The following is a 17332-nucleotide window of genomic DNA, read 5'->3' on the forward strand; positions in this document are numbered from 1 at the left end:
TATCGTGAAACGCCGATGAAAGTTTAGGCCATGCCGTTCCAGATCATGTCGCTGACAGATGCCGCCGCCGAGCGCATCACCGAGATCATTGAAGATTCCGACAAGCCGGTTATTGGCCTGCGCGTCGGTATCAAGAACGCTGGCTGCGCGGGCGTGTCCTACACCATGGAATATGTCGAGGCACCAATTGCTGGCGACGACCATGTCGAGGACAAGGGTGTCAATGTCTGGGTTGATCCCAAGGCGACTATGTATCTGCTCGGCACCGTCATGGACTTTGAAGCGGGCAAGATGGGCTCCAGCTTCACCTTCAATAATCCAAACCAGACGGGCGCTTGCGGCTGCGGTGAAAGCGTCACCCTGGCACCGGCCGACTTGAAGGCACTGGCCGAGGCACGGACGCTCGCCTGATCGCCAAGTGGAGCGACGACAGGGTGGCGTGACAGTCAGAGCCTTGTCGACGCGTATCTCTCCAGTTGCGCACGCCGCTCAGGTAAGGCATTGATCCGGCATCATGCAAAACGATCTTCCGCCTGCTCTGACCATCACCCCTCCAGATCGTCCACTGTCCGGTCGCGTTTCGCCGCCGGGCAGTAAATCGATCACTAATCGTGTGCTGCTGCTTGCCGCATTGGCTGAGGGCACCAGCCGGCTGACAGGGGCACTCAAGAGCAAGGATACGGACCTGATGGCCCGCGCCTTGCGCGAAATGGGCGTGCAAGTCGACGAACCTGATGCCACCACCTTTCTGGTCACAAGCACGGGGAGGCTGACAGCTCCTGATGCACCCTTGGTTCTGGGCAATGCCGGAACCGCAACGCGCTTCCTCACCGCTGCCGTTGCGACAATTGACGGGACGGTCATTGTCGATGGCGATGAAGACATGCGCCTTCGACCGATCAGCCCGCTCGTGGATGCCCTGAACGCGCTCGGGATTGACGCCGCAAGTCCAACGGGTTGCCCACCAGTGACTATTCAGGGCAGGGGCTCTTTCGGTCACGGCCGCGTGGAAATTGATGCCTCGCTGTCCAGCCAGTATGTGTCGGCCCTGTTGATGGCCGCGCCGCGCGGGGACGGACCAATCGAAGTCGCCCTGGCTGGCAAGGATATCGGCGCCCGCGGCTATGTCGACCTGACTTTGGGTGCCATGCGGGCCTTTGGTGCTCAGGTCGAGGATCAGCAAGACGGTTCCTGGCTGGTGCAGCCCACCGGCTATAGCGCAGCCGACTTCCACATTGAGCCAGATGCGTCTGCCGCGACCTATCTATGGGGCATCGAGGCCCTCACTGGTGGTAAGATCGACCTGGGAATCGCAGCAGACGCGTTTTCCCAGCCGGATGCGGCCGCGCGGGCAGTGCTTGCGCAGTTCCCGAATATGCCTGAAGTCATTGATGGCTCTCAGATGCAGGACGCCGTGCCGACCATCGCTGTCGTCGCCGCCTTTAACAATCGCCCAGTCCGCTTTGTCGGCATTGCCAATTTGCGGGTCAAGGAAACCGACCGCATCCGTGCTGTTGCCAATGAGCTCAATCGCATCCTGCCGGGACTGGCCAAAGAAGAGGGCGACGACCTGATCGTTGCAGCAGATCCAAACCTGGCCACCAAGCTCCAGGGGCGAAATTCGCGCATCAAGATCGAGACCTATCACGACCACCGCATTGCCATGAGCTTTGCGCTGGCTGGGCTGCTTGTGCCCAATATCGTCATTCTGGACCCGGCCTGTACCGGCAAGACCTATCCTGAATACTGGCAGATGCTCGCAGGTCTGGGTGTCGAACTAACGCCGGAAGCTGGCTGATCAGGCGGCCGACGCATCCCTCTCGGAGGCATCGTCGATCTCGATCAGCTCGGTTTCGCTGACAACTCTGTTGCGGCCTGCCCGTTTGGCCGCATAGAGGCACCGATCGGCCCGTTCGATCAGCGACATGGCATTATCCTGGGGCGTGAAGGCCGCAACACCAAAGGAAGCCGTTATCCGCCCCAGCTTCTCATTGGTCGAGCGCTTGAGCAGTTCCTTTGCCTGGATCGCCTTGCGGATATTTTCCGCCACGATGACGGCGCCATCGAGATCTGTGGAGGGCAGGACAGCCACGAATTCTTCACCGCCATAACGGGCCGCTAGGTCCTTGCCCTTGATATTAGACTTCAGCGTCATCGCCACCAGGCGCAACACCTGGTCGCCGGTCTGGTGCCCGTAGGTGTCGTTGAAATTTTTGAAGTAGTCGATATCCAGCAGCATCAGGCAAAGCGGCGTGCCGCCATCCGCCGCCGCTGCGATCGCATCGGCCAGGCCTTCATCGAAGCTCTTGCGATTGGCGATCTTGGTCAACGGATCGAGCATGGATTCGCGCCGCACGTCGTCCAGGTCTCGCTGCAGGGCCGCGATATCCTCGCGCGACGCCTCCAGCTTGCTCTCAAGCTGCCGATTCGTATCCTGCATGCGCCGCGTTTCGGCCAACAATCGCAGGGATAGCGCCTTCATGCCTTCGGCATCGAGCTCACGCTCCAGATCACCGCTGGCCGATTGCAACGAGCCGGAATAGGCATTTGCCGTGGTCATCGCGGTGTCGATGGCATCATGCACCGCTTCGATCCGGGCGTGCATCCGCTCCGACACGCTCGACATACGGTCATTGACGTCGGACTTCAGGAACTCGTTATAGAGCGTTTCCGCAAGTTCCGAAGACGGAACCGTTCCGCTGCGGAAAATTGCGTTGATGCGATTGTTCAGCGAGGGGTTCACGCCGGTCGCATAAGTATAGAGCAGCTCATAGAATTGCGGATAAGGCGGGATGCCGCTGCGCTTGAGCAAATCAAACGCCGCGTTGGCATATCCCAGCGTACGCGTGAATTCTTGGTCCGACACTACCCACCCCGCGCAAATTTGCGCCCCGACCGTATCGATCTACGTTAATTGAGTCGTGGCTAATAAATACAGCCCCAAACCCCGTTCTAACAAGCACCAGTTGGCAATAATGCTACCTATTTAGGTCTACATTGCGCCGTTTATTGGGTAATTCGCGCCGGCCGCAACAAGAACGCCGGGATAGGACCCGCATCGCCGAAGGGCGAATCGTCCGGCGGCGTTTCCGTCCTTTTGGGTGCGCGCTTCCTGGTATTCTTGGGCGCAGGTTCCGTCTTGTCCCTTGGTTCGACGGGCGCTTCGAGTGCGGCCTCGGCCTCAGCCTGGGCTCGCGTCCGGGACTCCGTCTTTGGCTTGGCGGCGGCTCGCCCGCGCCGGCCGCGGCTGGGTTTTTCCGCATCCGACTTGGAGGCATCACTCTCCTCCGCCGCCGGTTTTGGCTTGTCCCCTTCCAGCCAGTCAATTGGCTTCTGGATCAGCTTGAGAATGGCATCGAGATGCTTGCTGTCGGATGGGCCAACAAGTGTATAGGCAACGCCTGAACGGCCAGCGCGGCCAGTACGACCGATGCGGTGCACATAGTCTTCGGCATGCACCGGTACGTCGAAGTTGAACACATGACTGACAGCCGGAATGTCTAGTCCCCGGGCCGCCACATCGCTGGCCACCAGCAAGGTGAGCTTGTTGGTTTTGAACGCGTCCAGCGTTTCCATGCGGCTCTTTTGGTCCATGTCGCCGTGCAGTGCGCCGGCTGAATGGCCGTGGCGCTGCAGCGAGCGGGCCAATGTCGCCACGTCTCGCTTGCGGTTGCAGAAGATTATGGCATTGGTCAGCCCCACCGACGCCTCGATTCGTGCCCTGAGGGCAGCACGCTTCTCGTCCGGCTTGGACCCCACCCTGACCAGTTTCTGGTCAATGGTGTCTGCAGTCGATGCGGCACGCGACACCTGTACATGCACCGGGTCTTTGAGGAACTTCTTGGTCAGCCGTTCGATCTGGCTGTCCATCGTGGCCGAGAACAGCATCGTCTGGCGGCGTGGCGGCAGGCGCGAAACGATCTTTTCGATATCGTCGATGAAGCCCATGTCCAGCATGCGGTCGGCTTCGTCGATCACCAGAATTTCTACGCCCGTGAGCAGGATTTTGCCACGTTCGAACTGGTCCAGCAAACGCCCAGGCGTTGCAATCAGCACATCGACGCCGCGATCGAGCTTCTTGTTCTGCTCCTCGAATGAAACCCCGCCAATGATCAGCGCCATGTTGAGGCGATGATTCTTGCCGTATTTTTCGAAGTTGTCGGCGACCTGCGCGGCCAGTTCGCGCGTAGGTTCCAGAATGAGCGTCCGTGGCATGCGCGCGCGGGCGCGCCCCTTTTCCAGCAGCGTCAGCATGGGCAGCACAAAAGATGCCGTTTTGCCGGTGCCGGTCTGGGCAATGCCGATCAGATCCTTCTTTTCCAGAAGGTGGGGAATGGCCTGTGCCTGAATTTCGGTTGGCTTGTCATAGCCTGCTGCGGCTACCGCTTCGGTAACTTTGCTCGAAAGGCCCAGTCCAGAAAAGTCGTCGGTCAAAGTTGGTCGTTCCACTCAGCGGTCTGCCCGATGCCTGTCCGGACCGAAGGGTTCGGGCCGGTGCGCCGGTCATTGGAATTGCGCAAGTTCTGCCCTTGGGGCGCGCGTCCCTTGCATGAGAGCGGATGGGCTATGAAATACTATTGCGCATCCGCGTAAGTGACATTGCAGCGGCAAGTCCATCGCGCCGGGGTCAATGTCGCGCTGATAGAACACCAATCTGGCCCACATAGTCGGGTCCAATGGAATTGCCCAGCGGCGCGGACCATAGCGCAAACCCCTTGACTGTCAACGGTCATGGGCCATTCACACTGCAACGCGGTTAAGGCGGACTCAGACGTCCAGGTCCGTTACAAAGGCCGCATTCTCCTGTATGAACTCGAAACGGGCCTCGGGCTTGGTTCCCATCAGGCGGTCAACCGTATTGCGCGTCACATCGCGATCATCGAGAATTTTCACCTGCAGCAGGGTACGCGACTTGGGCGACATTGTCGTTTCGCGCAAATGCGCGAAAGGCATTTCGCCCAGGCCTTTGAAGCGGGTTGTGTCAATCTTGCCCTTGCTATTGAACTCGCTGGCCAGCAATTCGGCCCGATGCGCGTCATCACGTGCATAAAGCGTCTTGCCGCCCTGGCTGATCCGGTACAGTGGGGGCAGGGCGAGATAGAGATGCCCGTTTTCGATCAGGCGCGGCATTTCCTGGAAGAAGAAAGTGATCAGCAGAGACGCAATATGTGCCCCGTCGACATCCGCGTCGGTCATGATGATGATCTTATCATAGCGCAGATCATCCTCGGTGTAGCGGTCTCGCGTGCCACAGCCCAAGGCCTGCACCAGATCGGCGATCAACTGGTTGGCCGCCAGCTTGTCACGGCTGGCTCCTGCTACGTTCAGGATCTTGCCACGCAGCGGCAGCACGGCTTGCGTGGTTCGATTGCGAGCCTGTTTGGCCGAGCCACCCGCCGAATCCCCTTCGACGATGAACAGTTCCGCGCCTTGGGCCGCGTTCTGCGTACAGTCGGCGAGCTTGCCGGGCAGGCGCAGCTTTCGCGTGGCGCTGGCCCGGTCGATTTCCTTTTCCTTGCGCCGGCGCAGGCGTTCCTCGGCACGCTCCAGGGCCCAGTCGAGGAGCTTGCCTGCCTGCTGCGGCGAGGCGGCCAGCCAATGGTCGAATGCGTCACGCAGGGCATTATCGACGATGCGCGTCGCTTCGCCTGAGGCCAGCTTGTCTTTGGTCTGACCGACAAATTCCGGCTCGCGCACGAACACCGAAAGCATGGCCGCGCAACTGGTCAGCACGTCCTCAGCTGTCAGATTTGCCGCGCCCTTGTTCTTGGTCAGCTCGGCGTAGTTTTTGAGACCGCGCAGCAAAGCCATGCGCAGGCCTGCCTCATGCGTGCCGCCATCGGGGGTCGGCACAGTATTGCAGTAGGACTGCACGCCGCCATCGCCAATGGTCCAGGCAATGGCCCACTCTACCGAGCCATGGCTGCCCGGCCTGCCGCTGCGCCCGGCAAAGATATCCTCGGTGATCCGCGTTTCGCCTTCGATGCGCGCGGTCATATAGTCCTTCAGGCCATCGGGATAATGGAACACCGCCTTGGCCGGCACTTCATCGCTCGCCAGGGATTCATCGCAGCTCCAGCGCAGTTCGACCCCGCCAAACAGATAGGCCTTGGCCCGGGTCATGCGGAAAATGCGGCCCGCCGAGAAATGCGCCGTTGGTCCGAAAATCTCCGGATCGGGGTGGAACCGCGTGGTCGTGCCGCGCCGGTTCTGCACCCTCCCGACATTGACGACATCCTCGACCACGAGGCCGCGCGAAAACTGGATGCGGTACAACTGCTGGTCGCGCGCTACCTCGACGACCATGTCGTCGGACAGCGCGTTGACCACCGAGACGCCGACGCCATGCAGGCCGCCGGAGGTTTCGTAGGCCTTGCTGTCGAATTTGCCACCGGCATGCAGGACCGTATGGACGATTTCCAGCGTTGAACGGGCAGGGAACTTGGGATGCTTCTCAACCGGGATACCACGGCCATTATCGGTAACCGTGATGTATCCGTCGGCCCCCAGATGTACCTCGATCCGCGTGGCATGGCCGGCAATCGCCTCGTCCATCGAGTTGTCGATCACCTCGGCAAACAGATGGTGATAGGCGTTGATATCGGTGCCCCCGATATACATGCCGGGGCGTCGACGGACCGGTTCGAGCCCTTCTAGGATTTCGATGTCTGAGGCGCCATATTCCGCGGGTGGCTCCGCACCGGAACGGACAGCCGGCTTGGCTGGCTTCGTTTCCTTGGGCGGTTCCGGATTGGGAGCGGCGCTTCCGAAGAGATCTGGCGACATGCACTTTCCGTAAGGTTCGTGCCCGAATCGGGCAAGTCCAAGTTCTAGCATATAGCAGGCATTTCCGAGGGTCTGGCCGTCCAGGCAATTCCCACAGCCAAGGTGATCACGTCTCGTCAAGCGGAACGGATGTGAACGCTCCCCCGCGCAAGAAAGGAACAGTTTCGTCCCAAGATAGGGCGGCAGGTTTACTCCTCGTTTCCTTCTTGAAAGCACTTTCTTAAGCGCGCGCTGATAGACCTATGGACATACGGTTTTTGTCTGGAGTTGCCGTATGCGAACCGAACAACCGGGTATTGCGTATCAATCGGTCAAGGTTGGTTCTGCGTCTCTCGGATATTGGCCGATCGCCGGATTTGATAGTATTGCGTACCGGCTGGCCAGTTTCCGTATTTCGCGCTTAGGCGCGCTTTTGGGCGTCAGCCTGCTTTTCTATCTGGTCTGACCTGACTTGCGTTGCTTCGGCAACGCGGTTAGGTGTGTCTTGTTGTCCATTCCAACGGGGAGGCTGCAGATGATCGTATTTCAGACGCATCGCACGCGTGGTCCCGTTTGTGCCCTGTGGCAGACGCTGCAGGGCTGACCAGACTAGGTCCGGACGCCAGTTCCCGTTCCCATTCCTCTGGTTTGCCCTTCTTGGCGGCCTGGTTTCAACCAGGACGTTGATCTCAAGGCATTTGGCGCCTGTTGCAGGCGCCGCACCAGTGAGCGACTTTCATGGGCAATATCAATCTCCGCAATGCCGGCCATCGGGCAGGCGAAATTCTGTTTTCAAACTTAACCCTGACGATTGGCGAGCAGGACCGCGTCGGTGTCGTCGCGCCCAATGGCCGTGGCAAGACCACACTGCTGCGCGCCCTGGCGGGGCAGGCGGAACTCAGCGACGGCGAGGTGACACGCTCGCGTGGCCTCACCATCGGCTACATGCCTCAGGAAGTGCCTGAAACCGCATTGCGCCAGACCGCAATGGAGTTCGTGGCATCTGCGCTTGAGACGGAAACCCTTGCCAGCGAGAGCTGGCGCGTGGACGTGATCATGGAAGAGCTCTCAATCCCACAGGAACTGCGCGACAGGCCGTTGCAGGAACTCAGTGGCGGCTGGCAGCGCATGGCGCTGATTGCTCGAGCCTGGGTGACCCAGCCCGATGCCTTGCTGCTGGACGAGCCCACCAACCATCTCGATCTCGGCCGGATTCTGATGCTTGAGGACTGGCTGGCCCACGCTGCCCGGAACATTCCTCTCATTATTGCCAGCCATGACCGCGCCTTTCTCGACAAGGCCACCAATCGCACTCTATTTCTCCGGCCCACCGAGCAGGTCTATCTGCCCTTGAGCTATACCGCGGCGCGCGCCGAACTCGACCAGATTGTTACCGCCGCTGCCGCCCAGCGCGAACGCGATCTCAAGCAGGTCGCACAATTGCGCAAGCAGGCGGCCAAGCTCACCAACATCGGCATCAACTCCGGTAGCGACCTGCTCACCGTCAAATCCAAGCAATTGCGGGATCGCGCCGAAAAGATTGAGACCCAGGTGCAAGAAGCCCACAAGGACCGCACCGGGCTCGTCAAGCTGGGCAATTCCGGCGCCGAGGCACGCGTAATGATGGCGTTCGAAAACGTCGCCATCACCACGCCCGACGGTCAGCCACTGTTCGCCATCGAAAAGCTCCACATCTTCCAGGGGGATCGAATTGTCCTGCTTGGCCGCAATGGCACGGGAAAGTCCCAGCTCATGCGGCTTGTCACCCAGGCTCTGTCAGGTCAGGCGCCGCCTGGGTTACGGATCAGCCCGCAACTCACACCGGGCTATATGGACCAGTCACTTGGTTGGCTGCCGCTCGACCCGTCACCACTCGATTACCTGCTGCATCGCTTTGATGAAGGCGACCGCCGCATCATCGCCTTGCTGGCCGGTGCCGGGTTTCTGCCCGATCGGCAATCCAAACCGATCCGCACCATGTCACTGGGCCAGAGGGCGCGGCTTGCGCTCCTCGCCCTGCGACTGGAGCGCCCCAATTTCTACCTGCTTGATGAGCCGACCAATCATCTCGATATTCCGGGGCAGGAGCAACTCGAGGTCGACATAAGAGAGCAGGGCGCGACCACCATCCTGGTGACCCACGACCGCGCCTTTCTCAAGGCTATCGGCACGCGCTTCCTGCAGATCGAACGCCGGAAACTGGTGGAGGTCGACGGCCCCGAGGGGTTTTTCGCCGAAATGGCAGGCTAGCGCGGACCGGTTGCGCGCTAACACAAAAAGGCCGCCCGGAGGCGGCCTTTTCAATTCTTGGCTGGCGCCACCTTAGTGGTGGTGCTCTTCCGGAACCTCGTCCTCGTCAGCCTGGATCAGCTTGGCGAGTTCCTCGCGGGTCATCTTCTTGTCGGTGACTTCACCCAACTCGATGATGTGGTCGACGACCTTGTTCTCGAAGATCGGGGCGCGCAGGCTGGCAAGGGCTTGCGGGTTCTTGCGGTAATAGTCGTAAACCTGCTGTTCCTGGCCCGGGAAGCGGCGCACTTCGGCGATCAGAGCCTGCTGGTGCTCTTCGTCAGTCACCTGAACCTCATTGGTGTTGCCGATTTCGGCAACGACCAGGCCCAGGCGCACGCGACGCTCGGCGATCCGGCGATACTGTTCCTTGGCAGCCTCCTCGGTGGTGCCTTCGTCTTCGAAGGACCGGCCATGGTGCTCGATCTCGTGCACGACGCGCTGCCAGATCGTGTTGAACTCGGCGTCGACCAGCTGGGCCGGCACCTCGAACTTGTGACCGTCGTCCAGCGCATCCAGCACCTGGCGCTTCAAGTGCTGGCGGCCCATCGATGCCAGCGCGTTTTCCATCTGGTCACGGACGGCCTTGCGCAGTGCGGCCACATCTTCCAGACCCAGGCGCTTGGCGAACTCGTCGTCCAGTTCGCCTTCATTGGGGCCATCGACATGCAGAATGGTGACCTCGAAAGTCGCCTTCTTGCCGGCTAGATCTTCGTTCTGGTAGTCCTCGGGGAAGGTCACCTTCACTTCGCCGGTCTGGCCCTTCTTCATGCCCACAAGCTGCTCTTCGAAGCCGGGGATGAACTCGCCCGAACCGATAGTCAGGTGCGCATGGTCGGACGAGCCACCCTCGAATTCCTTGCCGTCGATCTTGCCAACAAAGCTAAGGCCCAGTCGGTCGCCATCGGCAACGACAGCGTCTTCGCCCTTGTCGGTATAGCCGCGGTTCTGCGCGAACACGCGCTTCACTTCGGCATCGACTTCCTCTTCGGAAACTTCGACCACCGGCTTGTTGAGCTTGACGCCCTTGATGTCCATCAGCGTGACGGGCGGCAGCACTTCATATTCGACTTCAAAAGCGAGATCGGCCTTGCCATCGAGCACGTCATTGATGACGCTCTGATCGTCCGGCAGGTCAACCTTGGGCTGCGCGGCGGCACGTTCTTCGCGCTTGTCCAGCGTGTCTGAAACGGTCGCATTGATCGCGTCGGTCATGACTTCCGACATGGCCGAGCGGCCATAGACCTTCTTCAGGTGCGAGGTGGGCACCTTGCCGGGACGGAAGCCCTTGATATTGGCCTGGCCCTTGAGCTCCTCGAGCTTGACGTCCAGGCGCGAATTGAGGTCCGCGGCCGGGATTGTGACGCTCAGCTTGCGCTTCAGGCCTTCGTTGAGGGTTTCTGTTACCTGCATTGGGGTCTGATCCCGTATTGATTAATAGTGTTGGCCGAAGGCCATATGGTGCGGGTGAGAGGACTCGAACCTCCACGCCTTGCGGCGCTGGAACCTAAATCCAGTGCGTCTACCAGTTCCGCCACACCCGCAAGGGTCCCCGTCGGCCGGGTTGGCGATGCATCTATATGAAGAGTGTAAGCCAGTCAAAGCTTGATTGGCGCGCCGTCACGCTACCGGACCGCCCAATTGTGCGGCAATTGCAAATTTGCGTTCCGGCAAAAATGAGCAGAAAGTGACCTTTCCGCCCATTTTTTAATCAGCTGTCGCGTGGCGGCCGGTTGGAGCAGTGTCTGCGGAGCCAGTTAAGGTATTGGAATAATTGTGGTTTTGGGCCTTTTGGCAGGCTGGCACAGCCCATGCATACGATCTGGCCGGTAACCGCCGAAAACGGCCTGTGGAGGCAAGAGTGAAAAAAATCGAGGCTATCGTAAAGCCATTCAAGCTCGACGAAGTCAAAGAAGCGCTGCAGGAAGTTGGCCTGCAGGGCATCACCGTGACCGAGGCCAAGGGTTTCGGGCGCCAGAAAGGGCATACCGAGCTCTATCGCGGCGCTGAATATGTGGTGGATTTCCTGCCCAAGGTGAAAGTCGAAGTCGTCTGTCCCGATGATCTGGCTGAAAAGGCCATTGAGGCGATCCGCGTTGCTGCGCAGACCGGCCGCATCGGTGACGGCAAGATTTTTGTCTATTCCATCGAGCAGGCCATCCGTATTCGTACTGGCGAATTCGGCGACGACGCGCTCTGAGACCCTCCCTCTCTGACGCACCGCGCCAAACTCAACAACAAGCATTCCGCATTTGACAGGGGAAGACCTAATGACCACCGGAAGCGATATTGTTCAGCGTATTAAGGACGAGAACATCAAATACCTCGATGTGCGCTTCACCGACCTGCGCGGTAAGCTCCAGCACGTCACCATGGACGCCTCGGTGGTGGACGCCGACATGTTCGAAGAAGGTGTGATGTTCGACGGCTCCTCGATCGCGGGCTGGAAGGCCATCAACGAAAGCGACATGGTGCTGATGCCCGACCCGGACTCCGCCTATATGGATCCGTTCTTTGCAGCGCCGACCCTTGCGGTTAACTGCGACATTCTTGAGCCGGCCACCTACCAGCCCTACAACCGCGACCCGCGCAGCATCGCCAAGAAGGCAGAAGCCCTGGTCAAGTCTTCGGGTGTTGGCGACTCTGTGGTGTTCGGTCCTGAGCCCGAATTCTTCATCTTCGACGATGTGAAGTACTCCACCTCGACCTATAACGTTGGCTTCTCCGTTGATCACTCCGAACTGCCGATCAACAGCAATGCCGACTATGAAGGCGGCAATAACGGTCACCATATTGGCCTGAAGAAGGGCTACTTCCCGGTTCCGCCGCTCGACAGCGCCCAGGACATGCGCGGCGAGATGCTCGAAGCCATGGGCTCGATGGGCGTCATCATCGAAAAGCACCACCACGAAGTGGCCTCGGCCCAGCACGAGCTCGGCATGAAGTTCAAGCCGATGATCCAATCGGCCGATGACGTCCTGCTCTACAAATATGCCGTGCAGCAGGTTGCCAATGCCTATGGCAAGACCGCAACCTTCATGCCCAAGCCCGTCTATGGCGACAACGGCTCGGGCATGCACTGCCACCAGTCGATCTGGAAGGACGGCAAGCCGCTCTTCGCCGGTGATCAGTATGCTGGTCTGTCGATGGAGTGCCTCTACTACATCGGAGGCGTGATCAAGCACGCGAAGGCCATCAACGCCTTCACCAACCCGACAACCAACTCCTACAAGCGTCTGGTGCCGGGCTTTGAAGCTCCTGTGCTGCTGGCCTACTCGGCTCGCAATCGTTCGGCGTCCTGCCGTATCCCGTTTGGTCAGTCGCCCAAGTCCAAGCGCGTCGAAGTGCGCTTCCCCGATCCGATGGCCAACCCTTATCTGGCGTTCACCGCGCTGCTGATGGCCGGCCTCGACGGCATCAAGAACAAGATCCACCCGGGCGACCCGATGGACAAGGATCTCTACGAGCTGCCCAAGGAAGAGCTCAAGGAAATCCCGACCGTTTCCGGCTCGCTGCGCGAAGCGCTGGACAGCCTTTCGGCCGACCGCGACTTCCTCAAGGTGGGTGGCGTCATGGATGATGACTTCATCGACAGCTACATCGACCTTAAGATGCAGGAAGTGGTCAAGTTCGAGCACACACCGCATCCGGTCGAGTACGAGATGTACTACTCCGCCTAAGTCGAGCGGACATAAAAACAGGGAAGGGGCCTTTCGGGCCCCTTTCTTTTTAGCTCTGCAAAGCCGCTTGGTGTCGAAACGCCGTCAGACCGCCTTGAAGGTCCGGCGCATCACATCGCGCCATTCATCCGGGGCCTCCAGGAGCCCCTCCAGGTGATCGGCATTCTGCGGCTCGAAGAAGCGCACCGCAAAGCCGAAATCGAATAGGCGCACCACTTCGCCAGTGACCCGGCCAACGGTGACGATCTCTCCGACCTCGGGTTGAAAGGCCGCCGATACCGCAGCCCCGGAGATCGAATAGTCAACGATCAGGCAGGGTTGGGACCAATTGTCCGGGCGCGCGATCACGGTGCGTGGATTGCTTGGCATTATGCGCTGGGCCGCTCGCCGGTCCGTCTCTGCCGTCCAGAGCTTCTCGCTGAAACTGGTGATGCGGGCATTGAGACGATCACGTCCTGCAGCATCGTGCTCGATACTCACTGCGAACCCGTCTTCGAACTGGCGGGTGACCTGGCCGGTCAGGGTGCCGAAGGAGTTGAAACTGGTTGTAACCTGCTCACCCATTTGCGGAATGACGGGGGCCGTGAGCCGCAGACTGTCGCTGGCAATCATGCGAAGCCGGCAGGCGAACAGGTTGATTCCGGGGTGGGTTGGTTGTTCGCCGATGACATAGCGTCCCGCCACGCTGGCGATACCGTGCAAGGCAATTGTTGGACGTTCCAGAACTTCGGGCAATTCCGACCTCCCTCTGGTGGTCGAAAGAGCATGCATCAGCCCCGTCAACGCGGCATTGCACGTATTGATCGCATTTTATCGAGATCGGTGACCAATGGCATACGCTACGGCGTGGGCGCAATGGCGGGCTTGATCAGGTGCTCAAGCTCTTCGAACGCCTGGGGCTGGATAAACTGGAGTGCGGACCCGACCTCGAGGTGACGTACCACCCGGCCGACTATGCGGCCCAGCGCCATCGGCGTGCCCAGCTCTGGCCAGCAATGGGCGGAAACGGCGGCCCACGAACGAGACATGTCGATCACGAAACAGGGCAGGCGTTGACCATCCGCCAAAACGATTGTGCTACGCGGGTCGCGTGGCTGAACGCGCTTGTGCTCGCGCTTGTCCGGCACCTGCGCATGCACATGCCTTTTCTGCCACTCGATCTTGGCCGCCAGTTTCTCGCGCTCATTGGCATTCATATGCAGTTCGGCAACGAAGCCCGATGCCAGCCGGCGCGTTATGCGTCCACGTAGCATGCCGAACTCAGTGAAGTGACAGGAAACTCTCTCCCCCTCTTTTCCAACTACAGGCCCGACGGAAACCAGTAAGCGGGTGGAGATTGAGCAGAGCCGGCAGGCGTAGACCGGAATCCTGCTATTGTCGCCTTGGCGGCGCTCCGGCAGGGCATAGCGTCCCGCCAGCGCCCCAATGAAACGGACATCATGTAAGCTGGCCTTTGCGCCCAGGCCGCGGCCATCTAATGTGGCGATCAATGACATGGGCCCCCCTCCCAACTGTCACTATCGAAACCAATCTGAAGGTTACACTTTAAGGAGTTTTCCCAATCGATATTCAAATGGCGCATCCGATGTAAATTTGTTCCTAATCTGAAGTTTCCAATCGTTCACATGTCCAAATTCGGCTACCCAGACGCCCACCAGCACCCAGATGCCCTTTTGACTCCCGCGGAAATGGCACAAGCCGACCGTCTGGCGGTGCAGTCTGGTATTGCGTCCCTGGACCTGATGGAACAAGCCGGCCGGGCGGTTGTCGATTTGATCGCCGCCACGTACTCACGCTTGCCGGTCCTGGTGCTGTGCGGACCTGGCAATAATGGCGGCGATGGCTTCGTCGTCGCCCGCCTGCTGCAGGACATGGGTTGGCCGGTGCGTCTCTGGATGTCCACGGACCAGACACGCCTGCGTGGCGATGCTGCAGAAATGGCGGCCCGCTGGACGGGATCATGCGAGACAGGTCCGTTGGCGCTCGAAGGGGCTGCCCTGGTCGTGGACGCCTTGCTCGGTGCTGGCCTCGACCGGGACATCACTGGGCCGCTTGGCGCGGTCATAGAGGCCGTCAACAAATCCGTGCTGCCCGTCGTCAGCATCGACGTGCCCAGCGGCGTCGATGGCGCCACCGGCGCGGTCAGGGGCATCGCAGTCAACGCCGATGCGACCGTAACCTTCTTTCGACGCAAGCCCGGCCACCTGCTGATGCCGGGGCGCGATCTGTGCGGCAGGTTGACCCTTGCCGATATCGGCATACCCAATAGTGTCCTGGATGCAATCGGGCCGCAGACCTGGCGCAACGCGCCAGGTCTGTGGGCGCTGCCCAGCCCGGCGAGCGATAGCCACAAGTTTGATCGCGGACATGTCGTAGTCCTGTCCGGCGGCCTATTGCAGACCGGTGCAGCGCGTTTGTCGGCGATGGGCGCCATCAGGATCGGTGCAGGTCTCGTTACGCTTTTTGGTGCCGAAGACGCGCTCAGGGTCCACGCAACCCATGTTACAGCCATCATGCTTCGACCGGCGTCGTCTGCCGAAGACACCGCAGCAATCCTTGCGGACGAGCGGCACAATGCCTGCGTCATCGGTCCAGCGGCCGGCATCGGCCCGGCAACCATTGCGCATGTCGATGCTGCACTGGCTGCAAAAACAGCGCTGGTGCTGGACGCCGACGCCTTGACCAGTTTCGCCGACCGACCGGACAAATTGTTCAGTCAGATCCATCGGCGAGCCGCGCCAGTCGTGTTGACGCCCCATGAAGGCGAATTTGCCCGGCTCTTCTCCGGTCTTGAGGGCGACAAGCTGGCGCGCGCGCGCGCCGCGGCCAGCCGATCAGGTGCTTATGTAATTCTGAAAGGGCGCGACACCGTCATCGCCGCACCTGACGGTCGTGCTGCAATCAACGACAATGCTCCATACTGGCTCGGAACGGCGGGGGCAGGGGATGTTCTCGCCGGCATGGCCGCCGGACTGCTCGCCCAGGGCATGCCGGGATTTGAAGCGGCCAGCGCCGCCGTTTGGCTACATGCTGAGGCGGCCAACCGCTTCGGCGGCCCGGGCATGCTGAGCGATGACCTTCCTCCCTTGCTGCCCAACCTGCTCGCCACACTCCAATAGAAGGCGAGTCGGGTTGCTGACACGCCTTGTCACTTCGTCGGCTCATTGCCGCCTTTGTCTTGCTGCCGAAAGTCGGTTTGACTACACCAGCTGGATCGACCGGGCTTGGCCTTAACTGCCTTTCAGGTCCTATCCCATGCGGTGCGTGTGTCTGGAGTTGCCCGATGAACAAGGCGCTGGTCGTCATTCTTGCCGCAGTCATGCTCGATGCCGTGGGTATCGGTCTGATCTTCCCCATTCTGCCCGCGCTGTTGCGCGATGTGGGCCACACTACTGACATCGCCATGCTTTTGGGCGTCATGCTGGCGCTCTACTCGGCCTGTCAGTTTCTGTTCTCGCCCATCCTTGGCGTATTGAGCGACCGATTCGGCCGGCGGCCGGTCCTGTTGGTCTCATTGGCGGGTGCGGCCATCGACTATCTGGTCATGGCCTTTGCTCCGGAGCTCTGGTTGCTGGTGATCGGTCGCGCCATTGCTGGCATCACCAGCGCCAATATGGCGGTAGCGACCGCCTACATCACCGATATTTCGACTGAAGAACAAAGGGCCCGGCGATTCGGCCTGTTCCATGCCATGTTCGGAATCGGCTTCATTGTCGGCCCCGTGCTGGGCGGCATACTTGGCGATATCTGGCTGCGTTCGCCCTTCCTGATCGCCGCGATTCTCAACGCCGCCAACTTCGCACTGGCGCTGTTCCTGCTACCTGAATCCCGTCCCGGCCAGAAGGGTACACGCTTCACCTGGAGCACGCTTAACCCTTTCAAGCCACTGGCGTGGGCGCTGACGTTCAAAGCGCTGATTCCGCTCATGGCGATCTATCTCATCATGAATCTCGTCGGCACCGTCTATGGCAGCATCTGGGCTATCTTCAGCGAAGACGTTTTTGCCTGGAACGGCATGATGATCGGGTTGTCCCTGGGGGCATATGGTCTCTTGCACGCCATCGCGCAGGCCTTCCTCACCGGCCCCGCTGTGGCGCGGCTGGGTGAACGCTGGGCGCTTTTGCTGGGCATGGCCTGCGAGATCACCGCCATGCTGGTCATGGCCCTGTCCGGGCAAGGCTGGCTGGTCTTTGTCATCATGCCAATATTCGCCCTCGGCGGCATTGGCATGCCGGCTCTTCAATCCTTACTGACCCGGCAGGTCGATTCGGAACGGCAGGGCCAGTTGCAGGGCGTCCTGGCGAGCCTGGTCAGCCTCGCATCGGTGTTCGGGCCGCTCTTCTTCTCCATGACCTATCATGGCCTGCGTCCGAGCTGGCCGGGCGCGATTTGGCTGGTCGCGATCTGCATTTATCTCCTGGCGGTACCGCTGATGATGGGTATCCGGCGCACCTTGACTGTGCAAACGGTGCACCCCGGCTAGGCAAAACGGGGACAATCCCCGGAATACGGGGCTTTTTGCCCAATGCGGGCTTGCGGGGGCGTTTTTTCCGGTTCATTAACAGCTTTGCACCGTCGGGCAGCCGAAAACCCCCGGA

The 17332-nt window shown here is 60.3% G+C and carries 14 protein-coding genes and 1 tRNA gene; 8 read left to right on the plus strand and 7 right to left on the minus strand.

Features of this window, described 5'->3' with window-relative positions:
- The first annotated feature begins 30 nt into the window (after positions 1–30).
- The gene (locus tag GO014_RS03275) at positions 31–411 is read left to right on the plus strand and encodes a HesB/IscA family protein (RefSeq protein ID WP_116590481.1); all 381 of its coding nucleotides are present in this window, start codon (positions 31–33) and stop codon (positions 409–411) included.
- A gap of 103 nt (positions 412–514) precedes the next feature.
- The gene (gene aroA, locus GO014_RS03280; protein ID WP_157289104.1) at positions 515–1798 is read left to right on the plus strand and encodes a 3-phosphoshikimate 1-carboxyvinyltransferase; all 1284 of its coding nucleotides are present in this window, start codon (positions 515–517) and stop codon (positions 1796–1798) included.
- Here aroA and GO014_RS19485 read toward each other — a convergent pair whose 3' ends face one another.
- The 3 genes from GO014_RS19485 to parE all read right to left on the minus strand — a co-directional run bounded on the left by GO014_RS19485 (position 1799) and on the right by parE (position 6786).
- Entirely contained in the window at positions 1799–2866 is a 1068-nt protein-coding gene (locus GO014_RS19485) for a diguanylate cyclase (RefSeq protein WP_157289105.1), read from the minus strand.
- A 140-nt stretch (positions 2867–3006) separates the two neighbouring features.
- Positions 3007–4434 (minus strand): DEAD/DEAH box helicase, encoded by a 1428-nt coding sequence (locus GO014_RS03290; protein ID WP_157289106.1) that lies wholly within the window; start codon positions 4432–4434, stop codon positions 3007–3009.
- Positions 4435–4767: 333 nt separating this feature from the next.
- Positions 4768–6786, minus strand: a complete 2019-nt coding sequence (parE, locus tag GO014_RS03295) for a DNA topoisomerase IV subunit B (RefSeq protein WP_116590477.1) — start codon at positions 6784–6786, stop codon at positions 4768–4770.
- A 274-nt stretch (positions 6787–7060) separates the two neighbouring features.
- Here parE and GO014_RS03300 point away from each other — a divergent pair, with 274 nt between their 5' ends.
- Both GO014_RS03300 and GO014_RS03305 read left to right on the plus strand, forming a co-directional pair.
- Complete coding sequence (locus tag GO014_RS03300; protein ID WP_157289107.1) at positions 7061–7231, plus strand: hypothetical protein; 171 nt, start codon at positions 7061–7063, stop codon at positions 7229–7231.
- A gap of 272 nt (positions 7232–7503) precedes the next feature.
- Positions 7504–9015, plus strand: a complete 1512-nt coding sequence (locus GO014_RS03305; RefSeq protein WP_157289108.1) for an ABC-F family ATP-binding cassette domain-containing protein — start codon at positions 7504–7506, stop codon at positions 9013–9015.
- A gap of 72 nt (positions 9016–9087) precedes the next feature.
- On the opposite strand, the gene tig is transcribed toward GO014_RS03305, so the two are convergent.
- Together tig and GO014_RS03315 are read right to left on the minus strand one after the other, a co-directional pair.
- A complete protein-coding gene (gene tig, locus GO014_RS03310) occupies positions 9088–10467 on the minus strand; it encodes a trigger factor (RefSeq protein ID WP_157289109.1) in 1380 nt (459 codons plus the stop codon).
- Between the two features lie 46 nt (positions 10468–10513).
- Positions 10514–10598, minus strand: a tRNA-Leu gene (locus tag GO014_RS03315).
- A 317-nt stretch (positions 10599–10915) separates the two neighbouring features.
- On the opposite strand from GO014_RS03315, the gene GO014_RS03320 reads away from it, so the two are divergent.
- Entirely contained in the window at positions 10916–11254 is a 339-nt protein-coding gene (locus GO014_RS03320) for a P-II family nitrogen regulator (protein WP_067452386.1), read from the plus strand.
- Positions 11255–11324: 70 nt separating this feature from the next.
- Entirely contained in the window at positions 11325–12734 is a 1410-nt protein-coding gene (gene glnA / locus GO014_RS03325) for a type I glutamate--ammonia ligase (RefSeq protein ID WP_116590474.1), read from the plus strand.
- A gap of 84 nt (positions 12735–12818) precedes the next feature.
- Here glnA and GO014_RS03330 read toward each other — a convergent pair whose 3' ends face one another.
- Complete coding sequence (locus GO014_RS03330; RefSeq protein WP_133244580.1) at positions 12819–13469, minus strand: PilZ domain-containing protein; 651 nt, start codon at positions 13467–13469, stop codon at positions 12819–12821.
- Between the two features lie 104 nt (positions 13470–13573).
- Positions 13574–14230, minus strand: a complete 657-nt coding sequence (locus GO014_RS03335; RefSeq protein ID WP_157289110.1) for a PilZ domain-containing protein — start codon at positions 14228–14230, stop codon at positions 13574–13576.
- Positions 14231–14359: 129 nt separating this feature from the next.
- Here GO014_RS03335 and GO014_RS03340 point away from each other — a divergent pair, with 129 nt between their 5' ends.
- The gene (locus tag GO014_RS03340; RefSeq protein WP_157289111.1) at positions 14360–15853 is read left to right on the plus strand and encodes an NAD(P)H-hydrate dehydratase; all 1494 of its coding nucleotides are present in this window, start codon (positions 14360–14362) and stop codon (positions 15851–15853) included.
- A gap of 164 nt (positions 15854–16017) precedes the next feature.
- Positions 16018–17217, plus strand: a complete 1200-nt coding sequence (tet, locus tag GO014_RS03345; protein ID WP_157289112.1) for a Tet(A)/Tet(B)/Tet(C) family tetracycline efflux MFS transporter — start codon at positions 16018–16020, stop codon at positions 17215–17217.
- Positions 17218–17332 lie beyond the last annotated feature (115 nt).

The organism is Devosia marina (assembly GCF_009758415.1).
Lineage (GTDB): Bacteria > Pseudomonadota > Alphaproteobacteria > Rhizobiales > Devosiaceae > Devosia > Devosia marina.